The sequence below is a fragment of the Microvirga ossetica genome (assembly GCF_002741015.1).
Classification (GTDB): domain Bacteria; phylum Pseudomonadota; class Alphaproteobacteria; order Rhizobiales; family Beijerinckiaceae; genus Microvirga; species Microvirga ossetica.
Genome location: NZ_CP016617.1, coordinates 1,066,645 through 1,092,343, shown reverse-complemented (window position 1 = coordinate 1,092,343; position 25,699 = coordinate 1,066,645). Strand labels below are relative to the sequence as shown.

Here is a 25,699-nt window from a genome sequence, read left to right as displayed (position 1 = left end):
TGGCGTGCCTTTAGCATCTGTCTATACCCACGGCATGACCAAGAACCGACTGCTTCCATGGCGGGTGAAAGCCTCCCGCCACATCCACAAAGATCGTTGGATCAGCGTCCGGGCCGACGATTGCGTTACGGCCGACGGCGTCGATGTCGCGCCCTTCTACGTGCTCGAGTACCCCGACGTGGTGCTGGTCCTCGCCATCACAGCCAACGATCAGGTCGTTCTGGTCCGGCAGTACCGGCATGGCCTTGGCGAGGTAACGACGGAGTTCCCGGGCGGGATTATCGATCCGAGCGACCCCGACCCGATCGCCGCGGCAGCCCGGGAGTTGGCCGACGAGACGGGCTACTTCTCCGACGATCTGCGCATTGTGGGGCAGCTATCGGCTGGAGCAGCTAAGTAGGCCGCCATAAGTCTTGCAACGCGAGAGCTGCGGGTGTTTTCTGGGGAGCATGCAACGACATGATCACTCTCCCGAGACGTGGCTCGACGAGGCGGATCGCAAGCGGCTGGCCGCCGCGCTTGCTGGCGCCCGTGAGGCCCGTGTGTATCGCCGCCTCGAAGCGCTGCTGTTGGTGGCCGAGGGACATTCCATGGCGGAGGCGGCCCGCCGCTGCCGCGTTAACCGCTCCAGCGTCCACCGCTGGCTGGCCCAGTACCGGGCCGAGCATGAGGCCACCGCGCTGTGCGACCGGCCGCGTAGCGGGCGGCCTCGCCTTCACCACACCCTCACGCCGCGGCGGCTGGCGGCGGCCCTGGCGCGCGACCCGCGCCGCTGCGGCTATCAGGCCACGAGCTGGACGGTGCCGCTGCTGGCGCACGACCTGGTGTCAATGCCGTGTGAATCATCCCCAGAAGCGCCGAAGTAAAATTCCCCACTTCTGCCGCTTACGTCCCCAGGGGCTCGGGACCATTTTTCGGAGGCCGACCTCGCGGACGGGAGACGGACACCGGATTGGGTGGCGTGATCAGCGCCTTGGAGCGCACATGCTCGGGCATCAGTTCGGCGTGTTGCCGCAGCCGGTAGCTCGAGCCTTCGATCTGCACCACCACAGCATGGTGAAGAAGGCGATCCAAAAGCGCCGTGGCCACAACGGGATCGCCAAAAACCTCGCCCCATTCCGCAAAGCCGCGATTGGAGGTCTGGATTTGCTTCGGTTTAGTGGAGAGCGGTTTGGTAGCTATCCGGCCAGCCTTTCGAACTGAGCCGGACTGACATAGTCCAGTGTCGAATGACGCCGGACGGGATTGTAGAAGCCATCGATGTAACGACCGATCGCCTTCCTGGCCTCGGCTCTCGTCTGGAAGACGGTGCGCCAGACCAGCTCGGACTTCAAGGTCTTGAAGAAAGTCTCGACCACGGCATTGTCGAAACAATTGCCTGTCCCGGACATTGAGATCCGGATGCCGTGCTTCCGCAACTCGGCCTGATACTCGATCGAACAATATTGACTGCCGCGGTCCGCGTGATGGGTCAGCCCCTCACCGGGTCTTCGGATCGCCAGAGCCTTGCGCAGCGCCTCGAGCGCCAGTTCCTTGTGCAGCCGGTCGCTCACCGCCCAGCCAACCACCCGGCGCGCGAAGAGATCCAGGACCACGGCCAGGTAGAGCCAGCCCTCGCTCGTCCACACGTACGAGATATCCGCGTTCCATTTCTGGTTCGGGCGCTCGGCCGAGAAGTCCTGCTCGAGCAGGTTGGGAGCAATAGGAAAGGCGTGGTGGCTGTCGGTGGTGCGCTTGAAGCGACGTTTCTGCCGGGCCTTGAGCCCATTCTCGCGCATCAGTCGGGCCGTCCGACGGCGCCCGATCGGCAGGCCCTGATCCTGGAGTTCGCGCGTCATCCGTGGGCTGCCATAGGTGCCATTCGATTCTCGAAAGGCGGATCGGACATGGGCGAGCAGCACCAGATCGTCGCGCTGACGCTGGCAGGCCGGACGACTTCGCCAGGCAAAGTAGCCGCTCTGGCTCACCTCAAGAACCTGGCACAGGCGCTGGATGGGGAATTCCGCTTTCGCCGCATCGATGAACGTGAACCTCATCGACTTCCCTCCTTGACGAAAAAAGCGGTGGCCTTCTTGAGGATGTCGCGCTCTTGCCGCAGCACCTCGTTCTCGCGACGGAGGCGCTTGAGCTCGTCCATGACATCCTCATTGGGCGGCGGGGCCGACGAAGGCCGCATATCCTGGTGCTCCGCCATCCAGCGCGCGAGCGTCGAACGGTTCACCCCAAGATCGTCGGCGATCGCGCGTTGCGAGCGCCCACTCGTCAAAACGAGGCGGACGGCCTCATCCTGAAACTCTCTCTTAAAACGGGTCTTCGGCATGGAGATCCTCCTGCTTCATCAGAAGCTCTCCATTTTTTCGAAGCAAGACCAGTCAGGATCATGGCGCCTTTCTCATAGCGGGCGTTGACCAGCTGGAAGATCAGGTTGCCCCCGCCGGACACCACGGGCAGGTACCCGATCTCGTCAACGATCAGCAGCGAAGGCCGGCAGAAGAACCGGATCCGCTCCGGCAGACGCCCCTCACGCTCGGCGCGGGCCAGCATGCCGATCAGATCCGCCAGCGTGCAGAAGTACACGCTCTTGCCGGCCTTGACCGCCTCTACCCCCAGGGCGATGGCGAGATGGCTCTTGCCGGTGCCGGGCGGGCCAAGAAAGTGCACCACTTCGCAGCGGGCGATAAAGCCCAACTGCGCCAGGGTCAGGATGCGGTCCCGGTCGAGCGAGGGTTGGAAGGTGAAGTCAAAGCCCGACAAGGTCTTGATCGTCGACAGCCGCGCCATGCGCAAGCCGGTCTTGATGCGGCTGTTCTCGCGCAGGCTCAATTCCTCGGACAGCAGCGTGTCGATCGCCTCCAGCGCACCGATCTCGCCCTGCTCGAGGCGACGCACGATGGCATCGAGCGCCTCCAGGGCGCGCGGCATCTTCAGGCCAACCAGATCCTGACGGATCCGCTCCAGGGTCGTGGGAATGAGCTCCAGGGGCGCACTCATGCGCGCGTCTCCCGGGCCAGGTGACGGGCGACCGCGTCGTAGAACGCGAGCGAGCGCTGGGCGACCACGTCGCCGGTGCGGCCGACCGGAGCGACCTTGGCTTCACGCCTTTGCGGTGCGGGAAAGCTCTTGCGGTGGCCCGGCGCGACCCGGCGCTGGTGGCGGCCCTCCAGAACGGGATGGGCGCCAATCAGCTCACCCTCCTCGAAGATGCGGATCTCATCAGCCAGGGTGTGGACCTCGACCACGCGCCGGCGTGTGGCATCGGGCACGCTATAGAAGTTGCCGCCGACACTGACCATGCCGTCGCGCGAGATCCGCCGCTCCAGCCGCAAGACGGACCGGAAGGGGGCCAGCGGCAGAGGCCGCAAGAAGGGATGCTCCTCGGCAAAGGCCTCCATGACAACGCGGCGCGTGGTGGCATGAACGCGCGGGTTGGCCACGGTGGACAGCCAGTGCTGCAGCTGCCGGTTCAGGTCCTCGAGATTGCGAAAGGAGCGGGCCAGGAAGAAGTCCTCGCGGATGTAGCGGAAGGGCCGCTCGACCTTGCCTTTGGTCTTGGCCCGGTACGGGCGGCAGGCTTTGGGATGGAAGCCGAAGTGCCGGGCCAGGTCGATCAGCGCGCGGTTGTAGATAATGCCGCCGGGAGAGGTCTCGCCGGTGACCACGGTCTTCATGCGGTCGTAGAGCACCTCGTGCGGCACTCCGCCCAAAGCCTCGAAAGCCGCCACGTGACAGCGCAGCACGGTGGCCAGATCCTGATGCAGCACGAAGCGGGCCCAGATCAGGCGGCTGTAGCCGAGCACCAGTGAGAACAGCCAGACGATGCGCGGGGTTGTAGGCTCGTCGGCGAACACGACCTGGAACTGGGCGAAGTCGACCTGGGCCTGCAGGCCGGGCGCGGTCTCGAAGCGGACCTCGAAGGAGGATGACGGGGTGGGGCGGATCTCGCGCAGGAAGTCGGTGACGGCGGTGTAGCCCCCGGCATAGCCGTGCTCCTTGATCTCGCGGAACAGGCGGCTTCCGGTCAGGCCCGGGAAGGCGCTCACCCGCTCGCGCAAGTAGCCGGTGAAGGGATCAATGACGGTCTGACGCGGCTTGCGTGGGCCATAAGCCGGAGCCTCCAGGCCGCGTTGGATATACTTGCGCACGGTTTTGCGATCGAGGCCGCTCTGTCGGGCAATGGCTGAGACCGACATGCCCTGCCGGTGCCAATCCAGGATCATGACTAACTCCCCAAGCTGGATCACCGCATGCCCTCCTGATCATCAGGAGCAGCATCAGCGAAGAGGGCCTGCCCGTCTTCCCCGAGACGGCCAAACCAACTGGCCACCGCTCTCACCTGGGGAAAATTCAATCGGCAGGTCTGGGGAGTTTTACTCCGGCATCAACACCTGGCCACGAAGGGCCTCGCGGTCAGCCCCCGGACCCTGCGGCGCCGGCTGCACGAGGCAGGCTATCGCTGGAAGCGCCCGCGCTACGTCTATGTCGAGCGCGCGCCTCATCTGGCGCAGAAAAAAGATCTCATGGGCCAGGGACCGCCAGATTGGTGAAGTAAGGCGGTCACCTCACCTCTGGAGGTCGCTCATGTTCCACTCTCCATCAGCCGACGCTTCATTCTCGGACAGCACCCACACGATCTTTCTGGCTCTCGAACTCAGCCGCCGCTCCTGGCTTGTGGCGCTACATGCGCCCGATGCCGCCAAGATCGAGTTGCATCGGCTCCCCGCCGGTGACGGACAGGCGGTGCTCGACCTGCTCGCCCGCATCCAAACCCGTGTGGAACGACGCACCAGCGCAAGCCCGCACGTGTCATGCTGCTACAAGGCCGGCCGCGACGGGTTCTGGCTGCACCGCCTTCTCGAGGCGCACGGCGTCAGCAGCCATGTCATGGACCCAAGTTCTCTGCAGGTTGACCGCCGTGCGCGGCGGGCGAAGACAGACCGCCTGGATGCCCAGGCTCTGCTGCGGGCGCTGATGGCCTGGTCCCGCGGCGAGCCGAAGGTCTGCTCCATGGTCCGCCCGCCGTCGCCGGATGAGGAGGATGCGCGTCGTCCGAGCCGCGAGCGCGCCACGCTGCTGCAGGAGCGCATCCGCCTCGTCAACCGGATCCAGGGGCTGTGCGCCACGCAGGGGATCGCCGACTACGAGCCGCTGCGGCCGGATCGCCGTCGGCGCCTGCCGCAGCTAATCACGGGGGATGGTCGGCCCCTGCCACCGCGACTGTCGGAGGAGATCGCCCATCAGCTCGACTGGCTCGAACTCGTGCTGCGGCAGCTGGCAGAGGTCGAGACGAGGCGCGATGCCGAAGCGGCGGCGGCGAAAGCAGCGACCTCATCCAAGCTCGGGGCCTTGCTGCACGTGAAGAGCATTGGGCCTGAGCTTGCAACTGTCCTCGCCAAGGAGGTGTTCTACCGATGCTTTGCCAGCCGGCGCCACGTGGCCTCCTATGTAGGGCTGACCCCCAGTCCGTTTGCGAGCGGCCGCAGGTCACGCGAGCAGGGCATCACCAAGGCCGGGAATGCCCGCGCCCGCAAGGCGCTGATCGAACTCGCCTGGCTGTGGGTGCGCAACCAACCTGACAGTGCGCTCGCGGGCTGGTTCCGCAGCCGTGTGGGTTCAGCCACCGGTCGGGTCCGACGCATTGCGATTGTGGCGCTCGCCCGCAAGCTGCTGATCCTGCTGTGGCGCTATGTCGAAACAGGCGCCCTTCCGGCCGATGTTGTCGTGAAGCCCTGAACCTCGTTGCGCGCTGGCGCTGGATTGTCAGCGCGTGATGTCTGAGGGGAGCGCGACCGCTTTCGCCCCCTGGCTGGAAGAATGCCGCAAAAAAGAATGGTCGCGCTCACCTTGGAGCCCGTGCCCGTCGCATGCGGGATCATGGTCAGGGCTATGGCCCAACCGGATATAAGGTGATGCGGACGACCGGTTCGCATGAGCGCCATCGGGCTCAACCTCGGAGATCACGGCAACATCTGCGACCAGCACTTGACTGACGTATCGGCCCATATAAGGGGCATCACCCGGCGTCTGAAGGCGGGCTGGCACAGAGGCGATCGGCTGCTGTGCCTCGACTGGACGCTGTTGCGGCTGTTTCCGCCGCTGCGGGCGACCTGGGCGCTCAAGGGCACTCAGGCCACCGTGCCGATCACCGGCCGCAACGCGAAGCGGGTGCTGTTTGGGGCGATCGACCTGCGAAGCGCGCGCCGGGTGGTGCTGATCCGCCACCGCGCCGGTCAGGCCGATGCCCAGGCGTTCCTGCGCGCATTGCGGCGCCGCTACCGCGGCGCCGGCTGGCTCTGGCTGCTGAGCGACCGGGCCAGCGCCCACACCGCCCCGCAGACCCAGGCGCTGGCAGACCGGTTGCGGATCCGCTTCGTGTGGCTGCCCCGGCAGGCACCCGAACTGAGCCCGATGGATCAGCTCTGGCGCGAACTCAAGAGGTTGGTAGCGGCCAACCGGCAGGCCGCATCCATCGATGCCCTGGCCGCCGATGCCGCAGCCTGGGTTCTGGCGCTGACGCCACAACAAGCGTGTCGCAAGGCGGGCATGGCATCCAAACACTTCTGGCTCAGAAAGCTGTTGCAGAACTTTTGGCGACCTACTTAGCCGCACGAACCTCTTCCATGTCGTTCTGGCGATGAACGCACGGCCGGATGGGGCACAGAGGCCAGACCCTGCGGAGACAATTGACGTTCACCTGGTGAGCATTGGCGAGGCCGTCAGAATGAGCCAAACGGGCGGGCTCATCCAAGCGCACGACGTTGCGTCTCTGCTTCTCGGGCTCAGCGCCGCCGCCAAATTGGATTTAGTGGTTGGAGGCGATTAAGACGCGTCAGGCGATCTGGGGGAGTACAGCATCCGCGCGATGCAGACGATCAACCTGCTCGACGAAGCCCACGAGACGGAGTCGGACCCGGCGAAGGTCGATATACTGGAGAGCGTCAACGGCCGCTGAGTTAGCGCACTATTAACCATACCCGGCCTAAGATGATGGTAGCCAAAAGGTAGGCGGGGAGAGTGCGGATGTACCGCCTTCCCGCCTTTTGGCTTTTGGTCACGTCTTCACCCGAAGGAGCTAAGCGTGAACGCGATCCTGAAAGAGCGCATCGGAGAACGCGTGACTGCGCTCAAGATCTCGTGGCGCCGGGCTTCCCTAGAAGCGGGCTTCGAAGCGGGGTTCATTCAGGACATCATCACGGGGCGCTCCCAAGTTCCAGGAGAAGATGCCCTTTCGAGCCTCGCAACCGTGCTCAAGTGCAATCCGGCCTACCTTATGGGCCAGAGCGACGACCTTGCTGGCGCTATGGGGGCTGCCGGCGCGACCGCAATAACATCAGATGCGGGCCAGCGACCTGATGCCGTGATGGCTCTCAGGATCGTTGATGAACTGCTGGCTGCAGGACACGTTGAAGCCGCCAAGGTTGCCGTCAGACGGGCGCTCAAAGCGATCGCTGTCGAATAAGGAGTTCGCGTGGCGGTAGGCCTCTGAGAACTGAGCGAGCCAGATTGCGTTATCCAGCAACGATGTCAGTCCTGGAAGGGACGCTCCCATGAACATCTCGATCAAGCTCGACAACGAGGCGAGACAGACCTATGCGGTCTTTGTCGACGGAGTTTGCATCGCCCGAACTCTGCCAATGGCCGAAGCAAACAGGGTAAGGCTGCAGGCCTTAAATGGTGAGTTAGGAAAACCGCGCCTGAGCTAGGCGGCTGGGACGGCGTTCATGCTACGCCGTCCCGAGGCATTCCGGTCCTACTCGATTGTCTTGCTCTTGGCAGGTCTACCGCGCTTCGGCTTTGCGCCCTCAACAGGCGTCGCGACTTTCTCGTCCGCAATGACAGCTGCCTTTGGCGCCGCTTTTCTTCTCAGATGGCCAAGGCCTATGCTCTTGGCGAGTTCCGAGCGCTTCGCAGCATAGTTCGGCGCAATCATCGGATAATCGATTGGGAGCTCCCACTTCGCCCGGTACTGCTCCGGGGTCAGCCCCAACCCTCTGAGATGGCGCTTGAGGGACTTGTACTTCTTCCCGTCCTCAAGACTAATCAGGAAATCAGGGGTGACGGACTTGCGGATCGAAACCGCAGGCTGTGGCTTCTCAGGTTCCGCCGACTTGGGAGCGACTATGCCTTGGAGCGCCGCATGCACGGCTGCGATCACGTTCGGAAGGTCGGCGCGATGGACCGAGTTATTCGCAACGTAAGATGAAACGATGTCTGCCGTAATGCTGGCAAAGTCTAACTGCTGTTCAGGCTGGTCCATAACTCGTCCAATACATGGGAAATTGTCGTGCGTTAGATCGTACAGGTGCCGTTTCGGGTCAAGCTCCTCGAGGCGTAGCAGGAACTCCCCGGCCAAGTGTGCCGACGCTGAGGAGTAGAAGGGCTTACCAGCGTTCGGAGACATGGTCCACGCTGGCCCCCAGGGCGATACTTAGCGCAATGCCGATTGCGATATGTCCAGAGCCGCACCAAGAGCAGCCCCAACACCGACGCCAATTGCAATTCCCAAAGCTATCCTTCGATCCTATTGAGTGGATGCGGCGATACTTTGCCCGGCAAAAAATTAAAGTCGCGGAATGTTGGGGTAGCCCACGAGTTCAGTTGTTTGGTGTCGAATGCTGACTATCCTCGATGCATTGCGGGTGAAGCAGGCAACGGCAAGGGTCGACCTTGCACGGCGGCGGGGCAGCACCGCCCGCCCGCTCCAAAGTTTAAGGGTCCACAATGTTCGCGTGGGCCCTTTTCATGTTGGGCGTTGCGGAGTGGCTGAGACTAACCCGGGAATATGAACCATCACCCTTAAGTGAGCGATCAACTGCGGAATAGACGTCCGTGCTGCGCACATAGACGTGCTAGGCTTGGGTATCAGGTCCCTCCTAGCGAGCAGTTTAATGCGCATCGTCACCGCCGTCACTGTCCTTGCTCTCTCCCTTGCTTCCCACGCTGCACAGGCCCAAGGACAGGCGGCAAAGGGGTCTGCTTCTGGCTCCGTTACCGCTAAGCCCTTTAGCCACGAGGATGGGGCCGCCATGGCTGAGACCCAACGCAAGAAGTCGGAGGCTCTGGAGCGCACTCGCGACGAGAAGCTGAGAAGAACGACTAAAAGTATCTGCAGCGGCTGCTGATCCAGACGTCCCCTGGCCGATAGACGCAAAAGCCGTGGAGGCCCTGGCCGCCCTTAAAGCTCCTATCCCCACTCTGTTCACAAGATTTCCACTTAAGCGGCATCAGAGCCTCCTCGGCGGCATGGGCAGTTCCTTGAAAGTGTAGCCGAGGACAGCTTTGGTGATGGTAGAGCGCCCGACTCGGTACTCTCGAGCGAGCTTCTGGAACTCCCGCTCGCCGGCCGCATAGCGCAGCCTAGCCTCCAAGACCTGCTCCACCGTCAGTTTGGTAGTCCGCCGCATGTACCCGCTCGACTCGTGAGGAACGAAACAGGAACAATCTGCCTATAAGCCAGAAAGCCAAGATGGCGGGGGATTTTTCCCCGATGTTCACAGGGAAGCGAGCGCGAGGCCTCCGAATCCTATGCCGCCTCTGGCTGATCCGACCTTTGCCCCTCTGCCACGATCTCAAGCATATCGTCAGGCAGCGGGCGCTGCAGCTTCAGGGCCTCCTCGGTCGGCGCTGTCAGCCAGGTCTCGTATTCCTCAGGGGTCGTCAGGATTACCGGCATGGCCTTGGGGTGGATTGGCCCGACGATCCCGTTCGGCTCTGACGTCAGGAACGAGTAGAGCAGGTGCTCACCCTCGACCGGATCGGCCTTGGTGCCGCGCACACCTGTCCAAGGCCGCCAGATCCCGGCGAAGGCAGCCAAGGGCCTCTCCTTCGACAGGGCGAACCAGATGGGCGTCTTGCGCGGCTTGGTGTCCTTGTACTCGCTGAAGGACGTCAGGGGCACGAGGCAGCGGTATTGCGGCTTGAGCCAGGCCCGCCAGAACGGGGAGGCGACGTTGCGGACGTTGGTGACCGGATGGTTGCCGACGTTCGGCGGCGGTGGGAAGCCCCACCGCATCTGCAGCAGTTCACGCTCGCCATCGTGGATCCTCACCACGGGCGCCATCTGGTCAGGGAAGATCCCGGGCAAGGGAGGCAGATTGCCGGCATTGTCCCGGGCGATGTTGAAGGCTCGCCGGATCATCGCCTGGGTAGTGTGGACGCTGTAGAGATTGCACACGCGAGGAGCTCCGTCCTGATTCCAGGGCTCGGATCTTAGCCGTAGCGGCTGCGGGCTTCCTCAAGTTTCTGGTATCCCCGGATCTCCACGGCAGCCTTCACGTCACGGATGCTGACCAAACCGTGGAGCCCATGTCTCAGAAACCACAGCTTGGGAATTGTGGTGGCCGGCAGGCATCTACCCCCAAAGAGTAGTAGCCGGAGGCTAGGAATTAAGTGACTACAGCCGGGAGGGGTTAACGTTTGGTTAACCACAATTCTCTGGATAGCGGGGGCTGAGGTGAGCAGCGCGGGCAGCACTACGGCGTATGGACTTAAGCAGGGCGAGAGCCTGGCCATCAAGACTGCCACTCCTCATAAACTTTGACGTTGCCGATGATCTTGCTGATAAGGGTCTTTGCTCCTTCTGAGCGTGGGACACGCCACGGATCGAAGAACCTATCGCTCTCGCCCTCCTGCGGTACATCTGGTTCGATGGCGAGGAGGGTCATTCAATGTCATCCAAGGTCTGACGGAACGCGAGCAACGCCTGCTGTTCCTTCTCATGATCCTTGCGCTCAAGTCGAGCGAACATGATCCCTGCGGGACCAAGAGCCTCAGCGATCCATCCGCCCATGATAATCACGGTGCGTTGACTCAGGTCACGATAAACAAGCTTCCTTTTCCCGGTCTTGGCGTCAGTCCATGCGTCAGCGTTGAGCCTGGTTAGTCCTCGGACTCTACGAACCAACTGTGTCTTGAAAGCCTGATCACTCTTGAACCGTCGCGGCTCTTGATCCTGCATGACGTACATCGCCAGGACTGTCTCAATCACATCCCTTGCGTTGACGTTCTTACCGATCCTCAGCGTCTCAACGGCGGCCTCACGCCTGTAGCGAACTATAGGCTTGGACCGTGCCTCGTCACGGACAGTCGCGGCATAGGTTTGGACTACTCCCCAACGGGCTTCAAGTTGGGTCAGAAGAGGCTTGTCCCTATTCTTTTCCAGACGTGCGCTGACGATGCGGCCGTAGGCCTTTAGTTCGGCCTTGGTGATCCCGGTTTGACCGATAGCTCCATGTCGTCTGAGTTGGGCAACGTGCGGTCGGCAATATCGGCCGAACTTCGTTGATGCCGGAGAAGAATATCCCGACGCAATGCAAGTGTAATTCATTTTCTATTTCCTGTGTCCATACCCGAACAGACAGGAAAGCCAATAATCACAGCAAGTGGGCTGAGGTCAATATAGAAAATATAGCTGTTATGAAGATTAAGCTTGTGCCTAAGGATCGGAATTACTTCAGAAGTGCTAATTATCCGTGAGGAAATTGCTGAGCCCTTGCATTCTGGATGAAGTCATAACTAATATGAAATAATAGCGGATAATTCAGGGGTTAGTCATAGGGCTAATACTCAAACACATAGTTATGCGGTTGATCGAAAGCCCATCAGATCAGCTTTGGACTGAGCCAGAGTATCATTTGGGCGCTTAGGGCTTAGCTGACGCCGTGTTATATGAGTGCTGAAAGTCAGGCTAAGATAAGTACTGCGGGAATGGTTAGTGTACTAGTATGGCAGTAGAGCGAGCTATTTATTGGTGCTCTTAGGTAATTTTTGGCTTTGATCTAGGGCAATATCCCATCATTAGGCCAAAGCTTCCTATTCTTCTGTTTCTATTTTGGTCATGAATGACTGAGACAATGGGTGTGCGTCTTATCAACTTAAGAGGCACCTATGAGAACCTGCTACGTCTTCCAGTCTGACGCGAACCCCAACCTCTACGGCTTCACTGACGGTGCTACAGACGAAAAGCTTCCAGCCGACAGTGGACCTTGGAAATTCGTAAAAGAGGTTGGCCCAACCGAGCGGTGGACATTTGGAGTTGGTCGAGCCTTCGTTGCAGCCGGGATATTAGAGAATGGCTTCCTTGTATGGGAGGCAAGCGATAACATAGCCATATTTCATCCAGTCATTGAGAGTGATCGGGTGGAAGGCACGGCGGTGTTCAATCAGCAGGGTCGGCAGATTGGGACCATCAAGCGGCTGCTAATCGAGAAGGTGAGTGGTCGAGTCCTCTATGTTGACGTGACGTTTGGCGGCTTTCTTGGCATCGGGGTTCACCACCGCACGGTCCCTTGGGGCAAGCTCTCTTATGACAAGGCGCTTGAGGGCTATCGTACAGAGATTACCGAGGAGCAGGTCCGAGACGCACCATCGTTCTATGGGTACGAAGGTGACGATCTGGTCTGGCCTGACCGCAAGCGCGAAAAGGAGTTGAGGGACTATTGGCGCGACGATCCAAGAGGTCCGATCTAGCGTCCTGCGGGAGCCGCCCCTTGATTAATCTTCAAGTTCTTAGGGATTTAGCGAACCGGAAGCACAAGAATAGCGTTAATTTCTGTGCTTGGCGGTCTTAACTCCCTTTGGCATAGCTAGGCAGCAACTCCTGACCGAGTGGGAGCCTCAGGTCGCGACTTCCTAGGGCTCTTTGGTTTGTACAGGGTGGTGCTCACAGACGGCTAGAGGGATCGGATGGGGTGCGGGTACGGTCCAGGCTGTAATGCCATGGGTCTGACGAAGGGGAGCGGCAAGAAAGACACACCCAGATAGGATAACGGGCTGCGCAAGGCAGTCCTGCTCGAAACCCTCGTTACGTCCGTTGACTTCGGGAGCCGCTGGGTTAGCTCTTGGTCAATTATACTATTATAAACTCGATTGCCGGGGCAGATCCGTGGTCAAGCAGCTTTTTCATTTCGCTGTTGCGCGTCATTTCTCGATTGAGCATGGACTTGCAGCGACAGCCTTCACAGCAGCAAGTGTCGCGCTGACTATCTGTGCGCAACTGCCCTAACTGGTAACGGATCGAACCCTGAGCGGACGCGGGGCGATACTGTAAAGGGGGTTGCCTCTGAACCTCTCACTGAGGCCGGGAAGCGTCTGCCTGAATGGTTGCCAAGACAATTACAGAGGCATGCGTTACCGCACTAGAGTCTTCAAGTGGTCGCCTTCGCCTGAGCTACCTATGCTAGCCTCCGGCAAATGTGCTGGCTTTGGATCATCTAAGCCTAATGTTTCTCTGTCGACTGTGTTGGCTGAAGGATAAACCGGTCTGTCAGGAAGCTAACGATCTGAGCGATCTGGTCTCTTGGCAGGGTAAACCCAACCGGCCCAAACTTCGGATGATCGAACGCAAGCAAGGCACCTGCGGGAGGAAACGCCCGGAGATGCCACTTGGTGTTGGCGACGGTGCTGATGGAAACTTCCTCGCTCTCGAAGTCAGGGGGTGATTGCCCCTGCACCATCGCGCTTCTTGCATTGCCAAGTTCGCCAATCAGCTTATCAAGTTCATCAAGCGCCAGGATGAGCCGCTGTGGTGATTGCCCGAGAGGCGCAATCTCTATTGCCGTTACCTTCCTGTCTTGAGCGACTTGGATGGTCATTTCAAAATCAGGCATGGTCTTAGACCCCCACCGGACTTTGCAAGTCTAGCCTGAAGCGACGGCTTTCTGATGCCTAAATCAGTAGCTTAAGGGCCAATTCACAGGCAGCATCGAGCTATAAGTAAGTTCTGCATTGGTTCTCATACCGCTCGTTCTTAACGGTTGAACAAGAATGAGGTTGCCTCGCCTCTCAGTACGTATCCGGAAGCTACTGGACGCTCATGCCGAGGGACTTCCTGCAATTGGAGCCTTGGCTCTCATTGTGCTGGCGCTGCTGGTAGCAAAGTATCTTGCCGATCTGTGAACCAAGAAGGAACTTGCAGGAGGCTTGGCCGTTGGCCTCATGAACTTCATAGGTTCCCTCTGATAAACTCAAGAGCCTGGCGGATCTCCCATCAGGCTCTCTTGTTTTGGGATTAGCCAAGGGTTGCCTTCGCCGATTTCTCAGCAACCTTTTCCGGTCTCAGGTGAGTGTACCGGCTCAGCATCCTTGGATCACGATGCCCACTGATCAGAGCAACCTAGGTACGACGAAGTGCGGAACACATCGACACGTAGAACCTAGTGTAGTACTTTGAAAGCTGGGTTGCTTAGATTTCACTAGCTTCTGTCAGTAACTGGTCAAGTACCTGTTAAGAGCCCCCTTTAAAGTGTTCCGAGGTTTGTCCACCTGCTTAACAGCGGAGCGAGAAGCTATGCCCAAAGAACCACATGAGCCTAACGGAAACCCGCCGGTAACGGTGGAACCTAGTCCGGATAATCCGCAAAATCCTTTAAATATTTCAGGTCTGCTCGAGGATCTCTATGGAGAGGACTATCCTGAGCTAGACTTTAACTACACGCTTTCAGTCTCGGGAAAGTCGAAAACGATCGACCTACCAGGAGATCGGCAAATTATCACGTCTCCTGGTGGAGAAGCGACCTTCACCAACTTAGACACGGGTGAAACAGTCACGGTCAACATCACAGGTTCATTCCACACCACTGAAAATGAGGATGAAGTGACCGAATGGGTTTCAACAGGTCGGAGTCTCTTATTGGATCCGGAGGCTGGCTTCGTTCTTGTATCAGGGCGCTTCACATGGACGGACAGTGGTGGGGTAATAACTGAAACGTTGAGCGGTCATGGGCAAATCACCCCGGTCATTGACCTGCTGCTCTGACGCAGCGAAGGGCGACCATCACGGCTGAATAAGGTTTGAGAGGTGGTTTCAACTTTCCTCCCAAACCTTCCTCTTCATCACCTTAGGTGATCACCCTCGCCATCTTCTCAGCCCCTTTTCCGGCCCCAGGTGTGTGTTGCTGCCCAACATCCTTGATTTAGGATGACTGCTCCTCACTGGTTCAGCACCTTGTAGACAGCGCCCCTTGAACAACCCATCTGCTTCGCAATGGCTGTAGCTCCAATGCCCTCGGCATGAAGAGCTTTGACCTTGGAGTGATCCAGCGTGATAGGTCTTCCCTTGTAGACCCCCTCAGCCTTCGCCTTCTCAATTCCGGCCTTCTGACGTTCCTTGATGAATCCAAGCTCCATCTCAGCAACCATGCCAAGCACGGTCAACATCACCTTGCCCATGGGTCCAGCCGTGGAAATCTCAGGCTCCAAGACCCTCAGGGCAGCACCCTTCTGATCCAGTTCATGAACAAGGTTGAGAACGTCCCGCGTGGACCTTCCAAGCCTATCCAGTTTCACCACAACGAGCGTGTCACCTGGACGAACAAAGGAGAGGATTGTCTCAAGTTCAGAGCGTCCGTCCCTGCTCTTACCTGACGCCTTCTCTTCTCTGACGATATCGCAGCCAGCAGCCTTGAGTCGCGCGACTTGGGAAGCAGTGTCCTGTCCTGCGGTGGAAACTCTGGCGTAACCGATGCTGCTCATTGCGTCTCTCGTTCTGTTCACTTTGGTTCTAGACTTATGGCTTGTTTGTTCATTAAATCCATTTGTCAATCCATAGTGAACACTTTTGAGCGTGGCAGTAGACGTTTACCGTGGGTGCACCCATCGTAGACACACAGGGTAGTAGCGAGACCGTGATTGGACGGTAGTTAAGATAGGGAACATCCTAGGTTTGAGGGTGGGTGCCCTCCCATTCCTTGACCTCCAAGATGCTGACAGGGAAGAGCCTGGGGATTGACCCTCTTCAGGTTCTTTTCTTTTGAGCTGCGTTGGGTGCTGCTGGTGTTCTGCGACTATGCCAATAGGAGAGCAGGGCATGGGTCAGGGGGGACAACGCCTCGCAGCCATAGACGTATAGGGGAGCACGGTTTTTCAGCATTTTTCTGAAGCCCTTCATCCCCGCTCTTCACAGGCTTCCCAACACCCCATCGACGAACCTTCCTAACCTATGACATGTTCCCTATTCGTTCTCATGGAGATTCGTCGTGTCGTCGTCCCAACGCAAACTCACTACTGAGCAGGTTCTTGAGGCTCGTTGGCGGTATGCGACAGGTGAGCGGGAGTTCAGCAGGTTTGCTCGCGACTATGGCGTGACCCGAGGGGCCATCAAGAGCGCCGTCATGGGCGAGACGTTTAAGGAACTCCCTATGCCGCCAAAGAGGGCGCTGAGCGACCATCCATTCCCTTATGGCTAGGTTGCCTATAGCCCCTTATTCGACACAAATCGGGGCAAGCATGAGGTCTCTTAAAGGGAAACTGAAGGAGGGACGGCCATGCTTCCCGATCCGAAATACTTCCACATCGGTGATAACGGGATCTATTACGGCCTCTACGGTGGCCTCGATTATTCAGCAGGGGTTGAGGACGGAAAGGTCACGGGGACTTCCGCTGATCCACCGCCGGTCGATGCCTTCGATCAACTATTTTATAATCATGATTATACTCTCCAGCAGGCCACGACCCGTGAAGAGCGCCTCGAAGCACATGTTGACGTTGTTAGAGGTGTTTACGAGCTTGTGACTGGAACGTCGCCCCACTGGGATATCTTCTAAATCCGTTGTGATTGCCTTACGGCCTGTTATGACTTGAACCCTTTGCACCTGGAGGCGTTTTGCTCGTCCTGTCTGAGGAGGAGCCATGCTAACGGAAGCACAATGGGCCATGCTGGAGCCACTGGTGGAGCAATGCCGTCCCAAGGGCAAGACACCGCCACAGGATCTGCGTCGGACGTTCGAGGCCATTCTCTGGCGCCATGAGAACGGCGCCAAGTGGCGCGCCGTGCCGGCTGAATTGGGGCCGTGGTGGCGCGCCGCTCAGACCTTCATCCGCTGGGCCCGTCTGGGTGTCTGGGAGCGCCTGCTCAACCTGGTACAGAAGTGCGGCATCCAGCTCGGGATGACCTTCCTCGACGGCACCAGCGTGCGCGCGCATCAGAAGGCCGCCGGGGCTCGTCGAAAAGGGGCTCTCAAGCTCAACGAGACCATCGTGAAGCGCTTGGTCGGTCTCGTGGCGGCTATGGCACCAAGGCTTGCGTGATCGCCGACGGGCTCGGACGCGCCATCGCGTTTCGCCTTGCACCCGGTTGTCAACGGCGGTTCAAAAGTCGACCACGGGGCGGCGCAAAACTGGGCCAGTGGCGGGCGCGCTGACCACATAGCTGGCGCGTGCCATGGCGCATTGGCCCCCTGGGCCAATTGTCATCGGGTTGATTTCAGGACGATGTTTGCCGTTTGCGCGATCGGCTATGAGCAAGACGGTAGCTCTCGCCGTTCATCTCGAGGATGCTGACATGGTGGGTCAGTCGGTCGAGAAGTGCGCCCGTAAGGCGTTCTGAGCCAAGGGTCTCGGTCCATTCGTCAAAGGGCAGATTGCTGGTTATGAGGGTGGCGCCGCGTTCGTAGCGTCGCGAGATCAGCTCGAACAGCAGCTCCGCCCCGGTCTTCGAGAGGGGCACGAAGCCCAGTTCGTCGATGATCAGCAGCTTGTATCCGGCCATCTGCCTCTGGAGACGAAGCAGGCGGCGCTCGTCACGGGCCTCCATCATCTCGCTGACCAGGGCAGAGGCTGTGGTGAAGCCGACGGACAGTCCCCTTTGGCAGGCGGCCAGCCCGAGCCCCAGGGCGATATGGGTCTTGCCGGTGCCGGAGGGGCCGAGGGCAATGACATTCTCGCGCCGCTCGATCCACTCGCCACGCGCCAGCTCTAGGACCTGCATCTTGTTCAGTCTCGGGATGGCGGCGAAGTCGAAGCTGTCGAGGCTTTTGACGGCCGGGAACTTCGCGGTCTTGATGCGCCGCTCGACCATCCGCCGCTCGCGGTCGATCAGCTCCATCTCCACGAGCCGGGCCAAGAAGCGGACATGGTCAAGCCCCTCGGTGGCGCATTGGCGGGCCAGCTTCTGGTGCTCGCGCAGGAATGTGGGCAGTTTGAGCGCCTTGAGGTGGTGGGCGAGCAAAATCTCGGGAGCTTCAGCGCTCATGCGGCATCCTCCGAGATCAGGCACATATAGGCCGCCGCCGATGTCTTCTCGACCCTGGCTTTCGGCAGATAGGGGTAAACATCGAGGTCCAGCCGCGGCGGTCTGCGCTCCACCCGGCACAGGACCAGATGCTTGACCGCATCGAAGCCGATCGCCCCCATCTGCAGGGCCTGCTTCACCGCAGCATGGAGATCCGGGAGATTGAAGAGTTCCAGCAGCCGCAGCACCTGCACATATTCGCGCCGGCCCTGCTTGTTCATGCGGACTTCCATCAAGCCGCGCAAGGTCGCGAACTCCTCGGGCAGGTCCCATCCCTGCAAAGGAGCGGCCTGATCGAGTGCGTTGATCTTGTTCTCGATCAACGGGAGGTAATGTAGCGGATTAAAGATCACCTCTTCCCGCTCGTAGCTGCGGGGATGGCGCGCAATGACCTCGCTGCGGCAGCCGATCACCACCTCGTCGACATAGCCCCGGATCCAGACATCCTGATGGCCCCAGGCCACGGGCACCGAGTAGTCGTTGGTCTTGTAGCGCACGAGCGACTGCGATGAGACGCGCCCGCTGGCCTGATCGCAGGCCTCAAATGGCGAGGCCGGCAGGGGACGCATGGCCGCGGTATCCCGCTGCAGGCGCTGGCCGATCGTCTCGGCCGGCCCCCGCAGCTTGTCATCCTGCCGCTTGCGACATTGCCCCTCCAGCCAGGTGTTGAAGGTCTCCCAGCTCGGGAAGTTCGGGATTGGCACCATGAAGTTGCGACGGGAATAACCGACGAGGCCCTCCACATTCCCTTTGTCGTTCCCCTTGCCCGGACGACCGTAGCGATCCCGGATCACGTAGTGCGACAGGAAACCACTGAACAACGCCGCCCGCTTGCGCGTCCCGTCCGGCAGGATCTTTGCCACCAGGCAGCGGTCATTGTCATAGAGCACCGACTGCGGCACCGCACCGAAGAAGGCAAAGGCCTGGATGTGGCCGTCCACCCAGGCCTCAGACACAGCCGCGGGATAGGCCCGGACGAAACACGCATCGCTGTGCGGAAGATCAAGCACGAAGAAATGCGCTTTCTGCTCCACCCCGCCGATCACGACCACCGCCTCCCCGAAGTCGGCCTGCGCATGGCCGGGTGGGTGCGACAGCGGCACAAACATCTCCTGGCATCGCCGCTCGCGCTCGCGGATGTAGTCTTTGATCGTCGTATAGCCGCCGGTGAACCCATGCTCCTCCCGGAGCCGGTCAAACACCCGCTTCGCCGTATGGCGTTGCTTGCGGTGAACCGACCGATCGCCCTCCAGCCAGGCATCGATGATCGGGACGAACGTTTCCAGCTTCGGGCGCCGGACAGGAGCATGACGCCGATAGCCGGGCGGCTCCGCATAGGCCATCATCTTGCGAACGCTGTCGCGCGATATGTTGAAATGCTTCGCCGCCTCGCGCTGGCTCATGCCTTCAGAGCACGCCAGCCGAACCTTCCGGTAAAGTTCCACGGTGAAAATCCCCCAGCCCTCCCTGCAACCGGCAGAAAGGGAATAGGTGGACGACTTTTACGCCGCCCGCAGCGGGTCTATCCCGCCGCTACCGTGGTCAAATTTTGCACCGCCGTTCTCACCCGGTCAGGCGCACGAGCTGCCTGACGCCATTCCGCTGCTTCACAGTTTGCCGAGTGTGCCCAGCTGGGTGGTGGCCGATCGCGGTTATTCAAGCCACAGCTTCCGCGAGCACATCTGGAGCATCGGTGCGAAGCCGGCGATCCCGGCTAAGTCCAATGAGGCGCCGGTGGCCTGTCCGGACTGGATCTATAACAACCGCAATGTCGTCGAGCGGCTCTGGGCCAGGCTCAAAGAGTGGCGAGCCGTTGCAACCCGCTACGAGAAGACCGCACGATCCTTCATGGGCGTGCTCTGCCTCGCCGCAGCAATCGACTGGCTCAAGCGCTAACAGGCCGTAGTCAAAATGCAGTCAAACCGAGAAGGCCCAAGGCAGGGATGTAAGTTTGTCTCTGTGCCTAGGCTTTCTTCCCCGCACGGCCTAAGGCAGCGACGTGATCTTTACGATCCCCTGAGAGAACTCCAAGTTCCGCGCTTGGGGTTCCTTCTTTATGGGGAGGTGACACTGATGCCTCAGTACCAATGCTTATCCATGGGCACTGTCCACCTAGTGTCCTACTGCGGCCTAGAGGTATCCGCTTGAAGAGTGGCCAAGACCAGAGCAGAGGCTCGGGCCAGAGCGTGTCTCTCACCGTCTGTGAACGTCGAGATATTCATGCCGCCGACTTGCGGAGCACCGCTCAGGGCTTGTGTGGCGAATTTGACGAGGGCTTTTTTGGCGAACCTCTGGCCATCCTCTGAGCCCATTTCAACGAGCATCTGTGAGACGCTCAGGGTCAGGTCGCGAGCCACCAACTCAACGAAGTCGCTGTGATCCATTGTGCTCCCCTTTTCCCTTCACGTTGGGATGGCCAGGTTCAACGAAAGCAAGGCGACGATGAGACATGAGGAGTTGAGCTCGGGTTAAGGATATTCGCGGACAGTCAAACCTCTGATGGCTAAGCAACAATCTGTCAGTAACTCAGCTTGACCAATGGCGACCTTAACCGCAACATTGTAAGCTCCTGCTCAACAACGTGAGGGTAGGGCATGTTTCGGGTCAGGGTTACGTCACTCGACAAACGGGAGCTAATGGTTGAGCCACGTTTAGAACGGAGGCATCTACAGGGTGACGTTTGGGAATACTTCAGCATAGCTGGCTGGTTTGACACTCAAGCTGAGGCTGAGGCAAAGGCTGCCTCTTACTGCCAGCGAAACCTTCGTGTTGAAATCATTTGGCTCGGCGTAGACCCAAGAGAGCAACGGGTTGTACGCTTAGTCAGAGAGATAGAACCGCAGGAGGTCTACGAGGCTAAACGCGCGTTGAACCCGCCTCCAACTGAGAAGCCTCCCTTACTTCGCTTAATCGGAGTGGCCTTCAGCAAGTTAGGTACAGGCTTTCAACTGCTCTTCTTTTTCCTGCTCGCCATTGCTCCTCTTGCTGGTACGAACGGTGAGCGTTGGGATATTGCCTTGATGATTGGCGTAGCGGCTGTCGTGGTGTTCATGCTTGGGAAGCATATGGGTAAGGAAAAGGCAAAGGGCAGTCCACGCAGGGCTTAGTCTGGCGTCTTAGTCTTAGAGACGGTTGGGCAGGCTTGAAACCAGCTAGCCATACTAGTATTGCAGGTCCAATCGTTGTAAGCGATCCAGCCCTGTACAGCGCCTCCAATTCCTCCGGCTATTGCTGATAGCCCAACGAGGAAAGCTCCAATGGCTTGAGGCCAAGTAAGACTGAGCCGCTTCCTTGTCTCTACTGGTTGTCCATCCCAATAGAGATTCCCCTTTTCATCAAGGGCAAATAAGCTGACCCCATTTATGGAAATAGGTCGTAGAGACTGATCCCAGTCAGAGGGTGGCTTTGCGTTGGACCATTTGAAACGCCTTATCTTATCCCAATCAAGTTCCTGCCGGTCATCATTCACTTTGATTGCCTCATACAAAACTCAATGACTGCTAGGCATATTGTAGGTCGGGAGCTTGTTAATCTCCTCAACCAAACCCCGCATATCCCCGTATGTGCTGCCGAGGCCGGGAAGCGTATGGCCTAAGATATACTCACGTTTCTCGTGGTCCATACGGACTGCTCTTGCGAGCGTTGTGAAGCGATGCCGCCAGCCATGATTTGGCTGAATCCTTGGGTCAACGATTCCAAGCTTGCGTACCCACTTGGCAAGCTTCTCTGATTGAGACTGAGCGCCTCGGCCTCTTTGGTCTTTCTCATTGTAGAAGAGCGGTCCAGTGTGAGAGGCTTCAACGAACTGAAGCAAGCCAATCTCCACTAACTGAGGATGGAGCGGCACATCTCGATACTCGCCTGTCTTCGTGCCCATGATCCTTACGAGAGGAACGCCGCTGATCGTCTTAAAGCTTTCCCGCTGGAGGCTCGTAATCTCTGTCACCCGTGCGCCGGTAAAAGCGCACAGCCAAGGAACCCACTTCTTTGCACAAGCGAGGGCGGCGCTTTCCTTGCCAGCCTTAGAATAGGTGAGGGCAGTCTTGAGTATGGTCAGCGATTCCTCATCATTAAACCCGCGCTCTCGCTCAACCTTCTGCTTAGACACTCGGATCGTAACATCAGCAGCGGGATTGGAGCGAAGGAGCCTGTTCTCAACAGCCCACCCAAAGATAGACTTCAAAGCAGCTAGGTCAGCGTCTTTAAGGGTCTTGCCTGAGATACCTTCGGCAAGCCTCGCATCCTTGAAACGAATGATATCCTCTGTTGTAACTGCTCTTGCATCATCGTGACCAACGAATGCCCTGAGATTGGCAAAGACTGACCGATACCGGTTAGGAGTAGCCGATGCTCTCTTGAGTTGAAGAGCTTCCTTTTCCCAAGCCTTAAACAGGGCGGTAATGGCGAGAGAATTGGACTGCTTCTCAAATGGCTTCTCGTAGACAGGGAAGCGGTTTGCCCTGGGATCGGGGGAGAAGTCCCCATCAGCGTTCTTCTTGAGCTGTGAGGCTGCTTGATCGAGGCTCTTGCTAACCTCCTGTAGGACGCGCTCTCGGCTCTCCCTTTCGAGGACTAAGCCTTTCCCTCTTAGCAGGGCGTCAGTCAGAGCGCCAAAGCGATCTTCCATCGACCTATGAACCTTGGAACGATGATCGATCATCAAAGCGGCCCTGCCGTAACTTCCGGCCTTAGCCTGATCGTTCATCTCAAGGACGTTGGCCCACCGTTCGTATGAGCCTGGATTTTCCTCAAAGGTTTGTACGAAGGCCCGATAAATCTCACCGGCTAGGGCAACCGAATCTTTCTAAGAGAGCCTTTGCGATCCTTTCCGGACAGCCTCCCAATAGTCATTCAGGGCTGTGAGGGCCGTGGAGAACCTTACCTTGGCTTCGCGAGGGTCGCGGGTTCGAAGGGAGGCTTTGACGGTTTCGCCAGCTTTGGCTTGAACGATCTTATCGCCAATGGGGAGGCCGATGGTTTGACCCTTCACCTTCGCTCTAAGATCGGTCGGAACACGAACGCGAAGGTAGAAAACGCCTGACTTTGGGTCTTTCCAGGGGGAAGCCATCTTGAGAACCATGTGTACCGCCTGTGTGTACAAGTGAGGCGGTCTCAAAGTCTTGTTCTACAACAAGCTCTTGGTTTCTCAAGAGATTGGCTGGTGCTGCCAGAGAGGATCGAACTCTCGACCTCTCCCTTACCAAGGGAGTGCTCTAATTCCATAGATCAATGGGTTGCCCTTTGCGGGAGAGACCGAAGAAGCAGGGCCTTTCCTGAGGCGGACGTGAATCCGTTCGCCGAAAGTCGCCGGGCAAAAATTAATGCGAGTGCAACGGAATCAAAAATTCTAGAGATTGCGGCCGGAGAGAGATAAATTTACGTTTGTTGCTCTCGTCTGCGAATTCGCTCGGCTAAATAAGCGGTACAGTGATTTACGACCTGCCTCCTGTCGAAATGATTGATGGAGTCGCGTGTCGTGGCGCGAGGTCTATGCTCGGTCTGTCGCAAAATGAGCTATGTGAAGCCGCAGGTTGTGCTCGGAAACTTCTAAACGATTTTGAGAATGATATTCGTGTTCCCGGTCAGGAAAAGCGCAATCAGATTAGGCGTGCCCTCGAGACAGCCGGTGCACGATTTTATTTATCGGACACTGGGATTGTGGTTGGAGTCCGTCCAGGCGCAGCGTCAGGCAAATCAGCAAGGGCAAAAGCATTCATTTAGAGCATCGGACCCAAAGGCGAACGCACTTTTGGAGACGTGAGGAAAGCCAGTTCCGCTTTTCCGTATGATGCTAAGATCAATCTCGGCCAAAAACAGGGAAGTGCATGGAGGCAATTCCCTGTTCGCGTTTAACTCGCCGTCTCGGTCGGGCAGCAGATCACCAATGGTGGATTAAATAGCAATGCGAAGCGCTATTTTGTTCCAAAACAGGGTTTAAGCCGAACTTATATTGTATCGGACAATGGCCCCGATATGATCGTCTTGCTCCTGGGCAGTCTCGTTTCAGATGCAATCCCGCGGTATTTGCTTTCAGCGACCTGCCTAATCGCTTTAAATCCGCGGATAATCACTTTTATCCAGACAGAATCTATCGCTTGTTCTCGGGGTTCTGGAGGTTGTTGGCCTTGATGTACTCCCAGACCTTGCTCACCACCGCAGTCCGCGGCAGCGGGGTCGATCCGACAACGGCCGCCAGTTCGTTCGAAGGTTGCAGCGGCTTCGCTAGAGCAGGATTCGGCTTCTTGGCGGCTTTGGCTTCAGTCATTGTCATACTCCTAAACTACGCCTCGCTGCCATCGGCAGGGGCAAAGGGGCGGGACCATGGCGAGCAAGAGCTGAACACTTCCTTAATCCCGCTCTGACGGTGCGTATGTGGGAATGATTGTCACAAATGAAAGCACCGGGTCTTTATCGTCCGCGCCGTTTGCTTTGGGGCTTTGACATCATCTGCCGCATCGCTTCCTCTGCCCGAGCTCTGGCTTCTGCATCGCTGCTGAGGTTGCGGACTTCCGACGGCTCCTCTTGTTGATCAATGCCATTCTTGCGAGCCCGCCACTGCCTCGCCTGCGCAGCGGTGGCAGCCGCGTTGGCCAGTTTCTCCAGGCGATCCAGTTCGGGGGTGCTGGCTCTTGCATTAGTTTCAGGTTGTTCGTCCTCTTGCTCGGAGCGCTTTGCCATCGCTGTACGTCCTTCAGATCAGCATCGCGAATTGCGATAGGCTGTTTCGTGCATCTATTTCGGGCGGTATCGCTTAACGTCGTCTTAACCATAAAGGTCCGAGCTATGCTGATGCGGAAAATCCACCCCGGCTTCATAGCTAGCTATCGCCATCCTCTTAGGCTCGGCCACTCTCATTCTTGCCCATGAGAAGATCACTCGTACACCTGCGCAGGGGGTCTTTGAATCGTTTGATCCGCCACCGATCGTGCGACAGGCATATACGCGGTGCGCTGAGGCTCCGAAGCAGCAGCGCTCGGCGCAGTGCGACGAGTATGTCAGCTTCTTCGAGCACTGCGCTATTCGAAGGAATGAGTGCGGAGCACAATCCGTCTATGAGGTCCTCACCAAGCTCATACTCTCAGCGGCACCGCAGAAACCGACAAGCAAAAAAGTTGCGATTCCGGCTGAAGTCTAATCGTGTATCCATTGGCAATCCCTTTTCACCGACGTGCGCGTTGCCACAAGAATGATCTATTCTCACGACGCCGGTACCAAATGGCGTGCGTAGCTACACATCGGTTTATCAAGGGCGCATCTTACATGGATCGGGCGATGCCGGAACACATCGCGCCCTCTCGCGAGGGTCTGATGCTCATCCGTTCGCTAGGGCGTTTGCACTTGTACACAGCGTTCAGTTGCACGATTAGCGTTCCTGAGGCATTGTGGCGGCGTGGTGTTGCAACCGGCATCACACAAACGCCCTGACAGTGAGATCCGCACGGCTAACTCTGTCAGGTCGTTTTCATGTGTGAAGGATCTTCGCTCGTTGGTGAAGAGCCTATCCTCAGGGCATAGTCTCCCTGTTGGACGACCAACGCCTGCGTATCTCCCTCTCAGGCTATAGCTGGTCGATGACATCTCACTGCGTGGTTCGGCGTAGAAGATTGTAGAGCTCGGCGAACCTGCGCTGATCAACTGTTTCTCCGAAATCGAACTTACCTGATCCCAGCAGATCAGCGAGAACCGAAGGTGGCA

General features: G+C 58.5%; 26 protein-coding genes and 5 pseudogenes. 13 read left to right on the top strand and 18 right to left on the bottom strand.

Translation table 11 applies throughout. From position 1 onward, the window contains the following. Positions 1 to 4 precede the first annotated feature (4 nt). Together BB934_RS33260 and BB934_RS33255 are read left to right on the top strand one after the other, a co-directional pair. Complete coding sequence (locus tag BB934_RS33260; protein ID WP_237050428.1) at positions 5 to 400, top strand: NUDIX hydrolase; 396 nt, start codon at positions 5 to 7, stop codon at positions 398 to 400. A gap of 49 nt (positions 401 to 449) precedes the next feature. Further along, complete coding sequence (locus BB934_RS33255; protein ID WP_237050427.1) at positions 450 to 866, top strand: helix-turn-helix domain-containing protein; 417 nt, start codon at positions 450 to 452, stop codon at positions 864 to 866. A 19-nt stretch (positions 867 to 885) separates the two neighbouring features. On the opposite strand, the pseudogene BB934_RS33250 reads toward BB934_RS33255, so the two are convergent. The 4 genes and pseudogenes from BB934_RS33250 to istA (BB934_RS33235) form a co-directional block, all read right to left on the bottom strand. After that, positions 886 to 1,146, bottom strand: a pseudogene (locus BB934_RS33250) (ATP-binding protein); the annotation flags it as partial. A 32-nt stretch (positions 1,147 to 1,178) separates the two neighbouring features. Then, a protein-coding gene (locus tag BB934_RS33245) for an IS3 family transposase (protein ID WP_418294697.1) occupies positions 1,179 to 2,320 on the bottom strand; the annotation gives its coding sequence in 2 pieces (ribosomal slippage) (positions 1,179 to 2,062 and positions 2,062 to 2,320; 1,143 coding nt in all). Positions 2,321 to 2,370: 50 nt separating this feature from the next. Continuing rightward, positions 2,371 to 2,991, bottom strand: a pseudogene (locus BB934_RS33240) (ATP-binding protein); the annotation flags it as partial. Beyond that, positions 2,988 to 4,241 (bottom strand): IS21 family transposase, encoded by a 1,254-nt coding sequence (gene istA / locus BB934_RS33235; protein WP_099514078.1) that lies wholly within the window; start codon positions 4,239 to 4,241, stop codon positions 2,988 to 2,990. The pseudogene BB934_RS33240 and the gene istA (BB934_RS33235), both read right to left, overlap by 4 nt. Before the next feature lie 75 nt (positions 4,242 to 4,316). On the opposite strand from istA (BB934_RS33235), the gene BB934_RS50700 reads away from it, so the two are divergent. From BB934_RS50700 to BB934_RS47685, 5 genes are all read left to right on the top strand, one after another. Next, on the top strand, positions 4,317 to 4,544 hold the full coding sequence (locus tag BB934_RS50700) for a winged helix-turn-helix domain-containing protein (RefSeq protein WP_335645653.1): 228 nt from the start codon (positions 4,317 to 4,319) through the stop codon (positions 4,542 to 4,544). Between the two features lie 34 nt (positions 4,545 to 4,578). Beyond that, a complete protein-coding gene (locus BB934_RS33225; RefSeq protein WP_099514077.1) occupies positions 4,579 to 5,730 on the top strand; it encodes an IS110 family RNA-guided transposase in 1,152 nt (383 codons plus the stop codon). A gap of 195 nt (positions 5,731 to 5,925) precedes the next feature. Next, complete coding sequence (locus BB934_RS33220) at positions 5,926 to 6,600, top strand: transposase (protein ID WP_237050426.1); 675 nt, start codon at positions 5,926 to 5,928, stop codon at positions 6,598 to 6,600. A 475-nt stretch (positions 6,601 to 7,075) separates the two neighbouring features. Beyond that, positions 7,076 to 7,456: a hypothetical protein gene (locus BB934_RS33210; protein ID WP_099514075.1), complete on the top strand. Its 381-nt coding sequence runs from the start codon at positions 7,076 to 7,078 to the stop codon at positions 7,454 to 7,456. A gap of 88 nt (positions 7,457 to 7,544) precedes the next feature. Next, positions 7,545 to 7,700, top strand: coding sequence for a hypothetical protein (locus tag BB934_RS47685; RefSeq protein ID WP_157934469.1), 156 nt, complete (start codon positions 7,545 to 7,547; stop codon positions 7,698 to 7,700). Positions 7,701 to 7,747: 47 nt separating this feature from the next. On the opposite strand, the gene BB934_RS33205 is transcribed toward BB934_RS47685, so the two are convergent. The 5 genes from BB934_RS33205 to BB934_RS33180 form a co-directional block, all read right to left on the bottom strand. Beyond that, positions 7,748 to 8,254: a Ros/MucR family transcriptional regulator gene (locus BB934_RS33205; RefSeq protein WP_099514318.1), complete on the bottom strand. Its 507-nt coding sequence runs from the start codon at positions 8,252 to 8,254 to the stop codon at positions 7,748 to 7,750. Positions 8,255 to 9,221: 967 nt separating this feature from the next. Beyond that, the gene (locus tag BB934_RS33195; protein ID WP_099514073.1) at positions 9,222 to 9,401 is read right to left on the bottom strand and encodes a helix-turn-helix domain-containing protein; all 180 of its coding nucleotides are present in this window, start codon (positions 9,399 to 9,401) and stop codon (positions 9,222 to 9,224) included. A gap of 119 nt (positions 9,402 to 9,520) precedes the next feature. Beyond that, entirely contained in the window at positions 9,521 to 10,171 is a 651-nt protein-coding gene (locus BB934_RS33190) for an SOS response-associated peptidase (protein WP_099514072.1), read from the bottom strand. A gap of 337 nt (positions 10,172 to 10,508) precedes the next feature. After that, positions 10,509 to 10,661, bottom strand: a complete 153-nt coding sequence (locus tag BB934_RS47680) for a hypothetical protein (protein ID WP_157934468.1) — start codon at positions 10,659 to 10,661, stop codon at positions 10,509 to 10,511. Continuing rightward, a complete protein-coding gene (locus BB934_RS33180; RefSeq protein WP_099514070.1) occupies positions 10,658 to 11,323 on the bottom strand; it encodes a hypothetical protein in 666 nt (221 codons plus the stop codon). The genes BB934_RS47680 and BB934_RS33180 overlap by 4 nt, the downstream gene beginning before the upstream one ends. Before the next feature lie 560 nt (positions 11,324 to 11,883). Between BB934_RS33180 and BB934_RS33175 the strand changes: the two genes are divergently transcribed. Then, positions 11,884 to 12,465: a PRC-barrel domain-containing protein gene (locus BB934_RS33175; protein WP_099514069.1), complete on the top strand. Its 582-nt coding sequence runs from the start codon at positions 11,884 to 11,886 to the stop codon at positions 12,463 to 12,465. Positions 12,466 to 13,214: 749 nt separating this feature from the next. Here BB934_RS33175 and BB934_RS33170 read toward each other — a convergent pair. Next, positions 13,215 to 13,604 carry a hypothetical protein gene (locus BB934_RS33170; RefSeq protein ID WP_099514068.1) on the bottom strand — a complete coding sequence of 130 codons (390 nt, stop codon included), beginning with the start codon at positions 13,602 to 13,604 and terminating at the stop codon, positions 13,215 to 13,217. A gap of 680 nt (positions 13,605 to 14,284) precedes the next feature. On the opposite strand from BB934_RS33170, the gene BB934_RS47675 reads away from it, so the two are divergent. Continuing rightward, positions 14,285 to 14,752: a hypothetical protein gene (locus BB934_RS47675; protein WP_157934467.1), complete on the top strand. Its 468-nt coding sequence runs from the start codon at positions 14,285 to 14,287 to the stop codon at positions 14,750 to 14,752. Between the two features lie 173 nt (positions 14,753 to 14,925). Here the strand turns inward: BB934_RS47675 and BB934_RS33165 are convergent, their stop codons facing one another. After that, entirely contained in the window at positions 14,926 to 15,468 is a 543-nt protein-coding gene (locus BB934_RS33165) for a recombinase family protein (RefSeq protein ID WP_099514067.1), read from the bottom strand. A 791-nt stretch (positions 15,469 to 16,259) separates the two neighbouring features. On the opposite strand from BB934_RS33165, the gene BB934_RS33155 reads away from it, so the two are divergent. Together BB934_RS33155 and BB934_RS33150 are read left to right on the top strand one after the other, a co-directional pair. Next, positions 16,260 to 16,538 (top strand): hypothetical protein, encoded by a 279-nt coding sequence (locus BB934_RS33155; RefSeq protein ID WP_099514065.1) that lies wholly within the window; start codon positions 16,260 to 16,262, stop codon positions 16,536 to 16,538. 85 nt (positions 16,539 to 16,623) lie between these two features. Further along, a pseudogene (locus BB934_RS33150) lies at positions 16,624 to 17,069 on the top strand (IS5 family transposase); the annotation flags it as partial. Positions 17,070 to 17,197: 128 nt separating this feature from the next. Here BB934_RS33150 and istB read toward each other — a convergent pair. Continuing rightward, positions 17,198 to 17,965: an IS21-like element helper ATPase IstB gene (gene istB / locus BB934_RS33145; RefSeq protein ID WP_099508287.1), complete on the bottom strand. Its 768-nt coding sequence runs from the start codon at positions 17,963 to 17,965 to the stop codon at positions 17,198 to 17,200. Then, positions 17,962 to 19,449: an IS21 family transposase gene (gene istA, locus BB934_RS33140; protein WP_157933989.1), complete on the bottom strand. Its 1,488-nt coding sequence runs from the start codon at positions 19,447 to 19,449 to the stop codon at positions 17,962 to 17,964. The genes istB and istA (BB934_RS33140) overlap by 4 nt, the downstream gene beginning before the upstream one ends. A 118-nt stretch (positions 19,450 to 19,567) precedes the next feature. On the opposite strand from istA (BB934_RS33140), the pseudogene BB934_RS33135 reads away from it, so the two are divergent. Next, a pseudogene (locus tag BB934_RS33135) lies at positions 19,568 to 19,900 on the top strand (transposase); the annotation flags it as partial. 224 nt (positions 19,901 to 20,124) lie between these two features. Here the strand turns inward: BB934_RS33135 and BB934_RS33130 are convergent. Further along, on the bottom strand, positions 20,125 to 20,388 hold the full coding sequence (locus BB934_RS33130) for a hypothetical protein (RefSeq protein WP_099514064.1): 264 nt from the start codon (positions 20,386 to 20,388) through the stop codon (positions 20,125 to 20,127). A gap of 210 nt (positions 20,389 to 20,598) precedes the next feature. Between BB934_RS33130 and BB934_RS33125 the strand changes: the two genes are divergently transcribed. Further along, entirely contained in the window at positions 20,599 to 21,111 is a 513-nt protein-coding gene (locus BB934_RS33125; protein ID WP_099514063.1) for a hypothetical protein, read from the top strand. Positions 21,112 to 21,494: 383 nt separating this feature from the next. On the opposite strand, the gene BB934_RS33120 is transcribed toward BB934_RS33125, so the two are convergent. The 4 genes and pseudogenes from BB934_RS33120 to BB934_RS33100 all read right to left on the bottom strand — a co-directional run bounded on the left by BB934_RS33120 (position 21,495) and on the right by BB934_RS33100 (position 24,682). After that, positions 21,495 to 22,709 carry a site-specific integrase gene (locus tag BB934_RS33120; protein ID WP_099514062.1) on the bottom strand — a complete coding sequence of 405 codons (1,215 nt, stop codon included), beginning with the start codon at positions 22,707 to 22,709 and terminating at the stop codon, positions 21,495 to 21,497. Between the two features lie 99 nt (positions 22,710 to 22,808). After that, complete coding sequence (locus tag BB934_RS51160; protein WP_418294799.1) at positions 22,809 to 23,072, bottom strand: DUF6538 domain-containing protein; 264 nt, start codon at positions 23,070 to 23,072, stop codon at positions 22,809 to 22,811. Between the two features lie 1,023 nt (positions 23,073 to 24,095). Further along, positions 24,096 to 24,269 (bottom strand): annotated as a pseudogene (locus BB934_RS33105) (SWIB/MDM2 domain-containing protein); the annotation flags it as partial. 143 nt (positions 24,270 to 24,412) lie between these two features. Next, positions 24,413 to 24,682 (bottom strand): hypothetical protein, encoded by a 270-nt coding sequence (locus BB934_RS33100; protein WP_099514060.1) that lies wholly within the window; start codon positions 24,680 to 24,682, stop codon positions 24,413 to 24,415. Between the last annotated feature and the right edge of the window lie 1,017 nt (positions 24,683 to 25,699).

Excerpts from the sequence above, each read along its gene's own strand:
- BB934_RS33195 (WP_099514073.1), bottom strand. The coding sequence starts at position 9,401 with ATGCGGCGGACTACCAAACTGACGGTGGAGCAGGTCTTGGAGGCTAGG.
- BB934_RS33175 (WP_099514069.1), top strand. The coding sequence starts at position 11,884 with ATGAGAACCTGCTACGTCTTCCAGTCTGACGCGAACCCCAACCTCTAC.
- BB934_RS33255 (WP_237050427.1), top strand. The coding sequence starts at position 450 with ATGCAACGACATGATCACTCTCCCGAGACGTGGCTCGACGAGGCGGAT.
- BB934_RS33120 (WP_099514062.1), bottom strand. The coding sequence starts at position 22,709 with ATGAACGATCAGGCTAAGGCCGGAAGTTACGGCAGGGCCGCTTTGATG.
- BB934_RS33205 (WP_099514318.1), bottom strand. The coding sequence starts at position 8,254 with ATGGACCAGCCTGAACAGCAGTTAGACTTTGCCAGCATTACGGCAGAC.
- BB934_RS47680 (WP_157934468.1), bottom strand. The coding sequence starts at position 10,661 with ATGACCCTCCTCGCCATCGAACCAGATGTACCGCAGGAGGGCGAGAGC.
- BB934_RS33180 (WP_099514070.1), bottom strand. The coding sequence starts at position 11,323 with ATGAATTACACTTGCATTGCGTCGGGATATTCTTCTCCGGCATCAACG.
- BB934_RS33225 (WP_099514077.1), top strand. The coding sequence starts at position 4,579 with ATGTTCCACTCTCCATCAGCCGACGCTTCATTCTCGGACAGCACCCAC.
- istB (WP_099508287.1), bottom strand. The coding sequence starts at position 17,965 with ATGAGCGCTGAAGCTCCCGAGATTTTGCTCGCCCACCACCTCAAGGCG.
- BB934_RS33125 (WP_099514063.1), top strand. The coding sequence starts at position 20,599 with ATGTTTCGGGTCAGGGTTACGTCACTCGACAAACGGGAGCTAATGGTT.
- BB934_RS33220 (WP_237050426.1), top strand. The coding sequence starts at position 5,926 with ATGAGCGCCATCGGGCTCAACCTCGGAGATCACGGCAACATCTGCGAC.
- BB934_RS33130 (WP_099514064.1), bottom strand. The coding sequence starts at position 20,388 with ATGGATCACAGCGACTTCGTTGAGTTGGTGGCTCGCGACCTGACCCTG.
- BB934_RS33155 (WP_099514065.1), top strand. The coding sequence starts at position 16,260 with ATGCTTCCCGATCCGAAATACTTCCACATCGGTGATAACGGGATCTAT.
- BB934_RS33170 (WP_099514068.1), bottom strand. The coding sequence starts at position 13,604 with ATGCCTGATTTTGAAATGACCATCCAAGTCGCTCAAGACAGGAAGGTA.
- BB934_RS47675 (WP_157934467.1), top strand. The coding sequence starts at position 14,285 with ATGCCCAAAGAACCACATGAGCCTAACGGAAACCCGCCGGTAACGGTG.
- BB934_RS33100 (WP_099514060.1), bottom strand. The coding sequence starts at position 24,682 with ATGGCAAAGCGCTCCGAGCAAGAGGACGAACAACCTGAAACTAATGCA.
- BB934_RS51160 (WP_418294799.1), bottom strand. The coding sequence starts at position 23,072 with ATGGCTTCCCCCTGGAAAGACCCAAAGTCAGGCGTTTTCTACCTTCGC.
- BB934_RS33165 (WP_099514067.1), bottom strand. The coding sequence starts at position 15,468 with ATGAGCAGCATCGGTTACGCCAGAGTTTCCACCGCAGGACAGGACACT.
- BB934_RS47685 (WP_157934469.1), top strand. The coding sequence starts at position 7,545 with ATGAACATCTCGATCAAGCTCGACAACGAGGCGAGACAGACCTATGCG.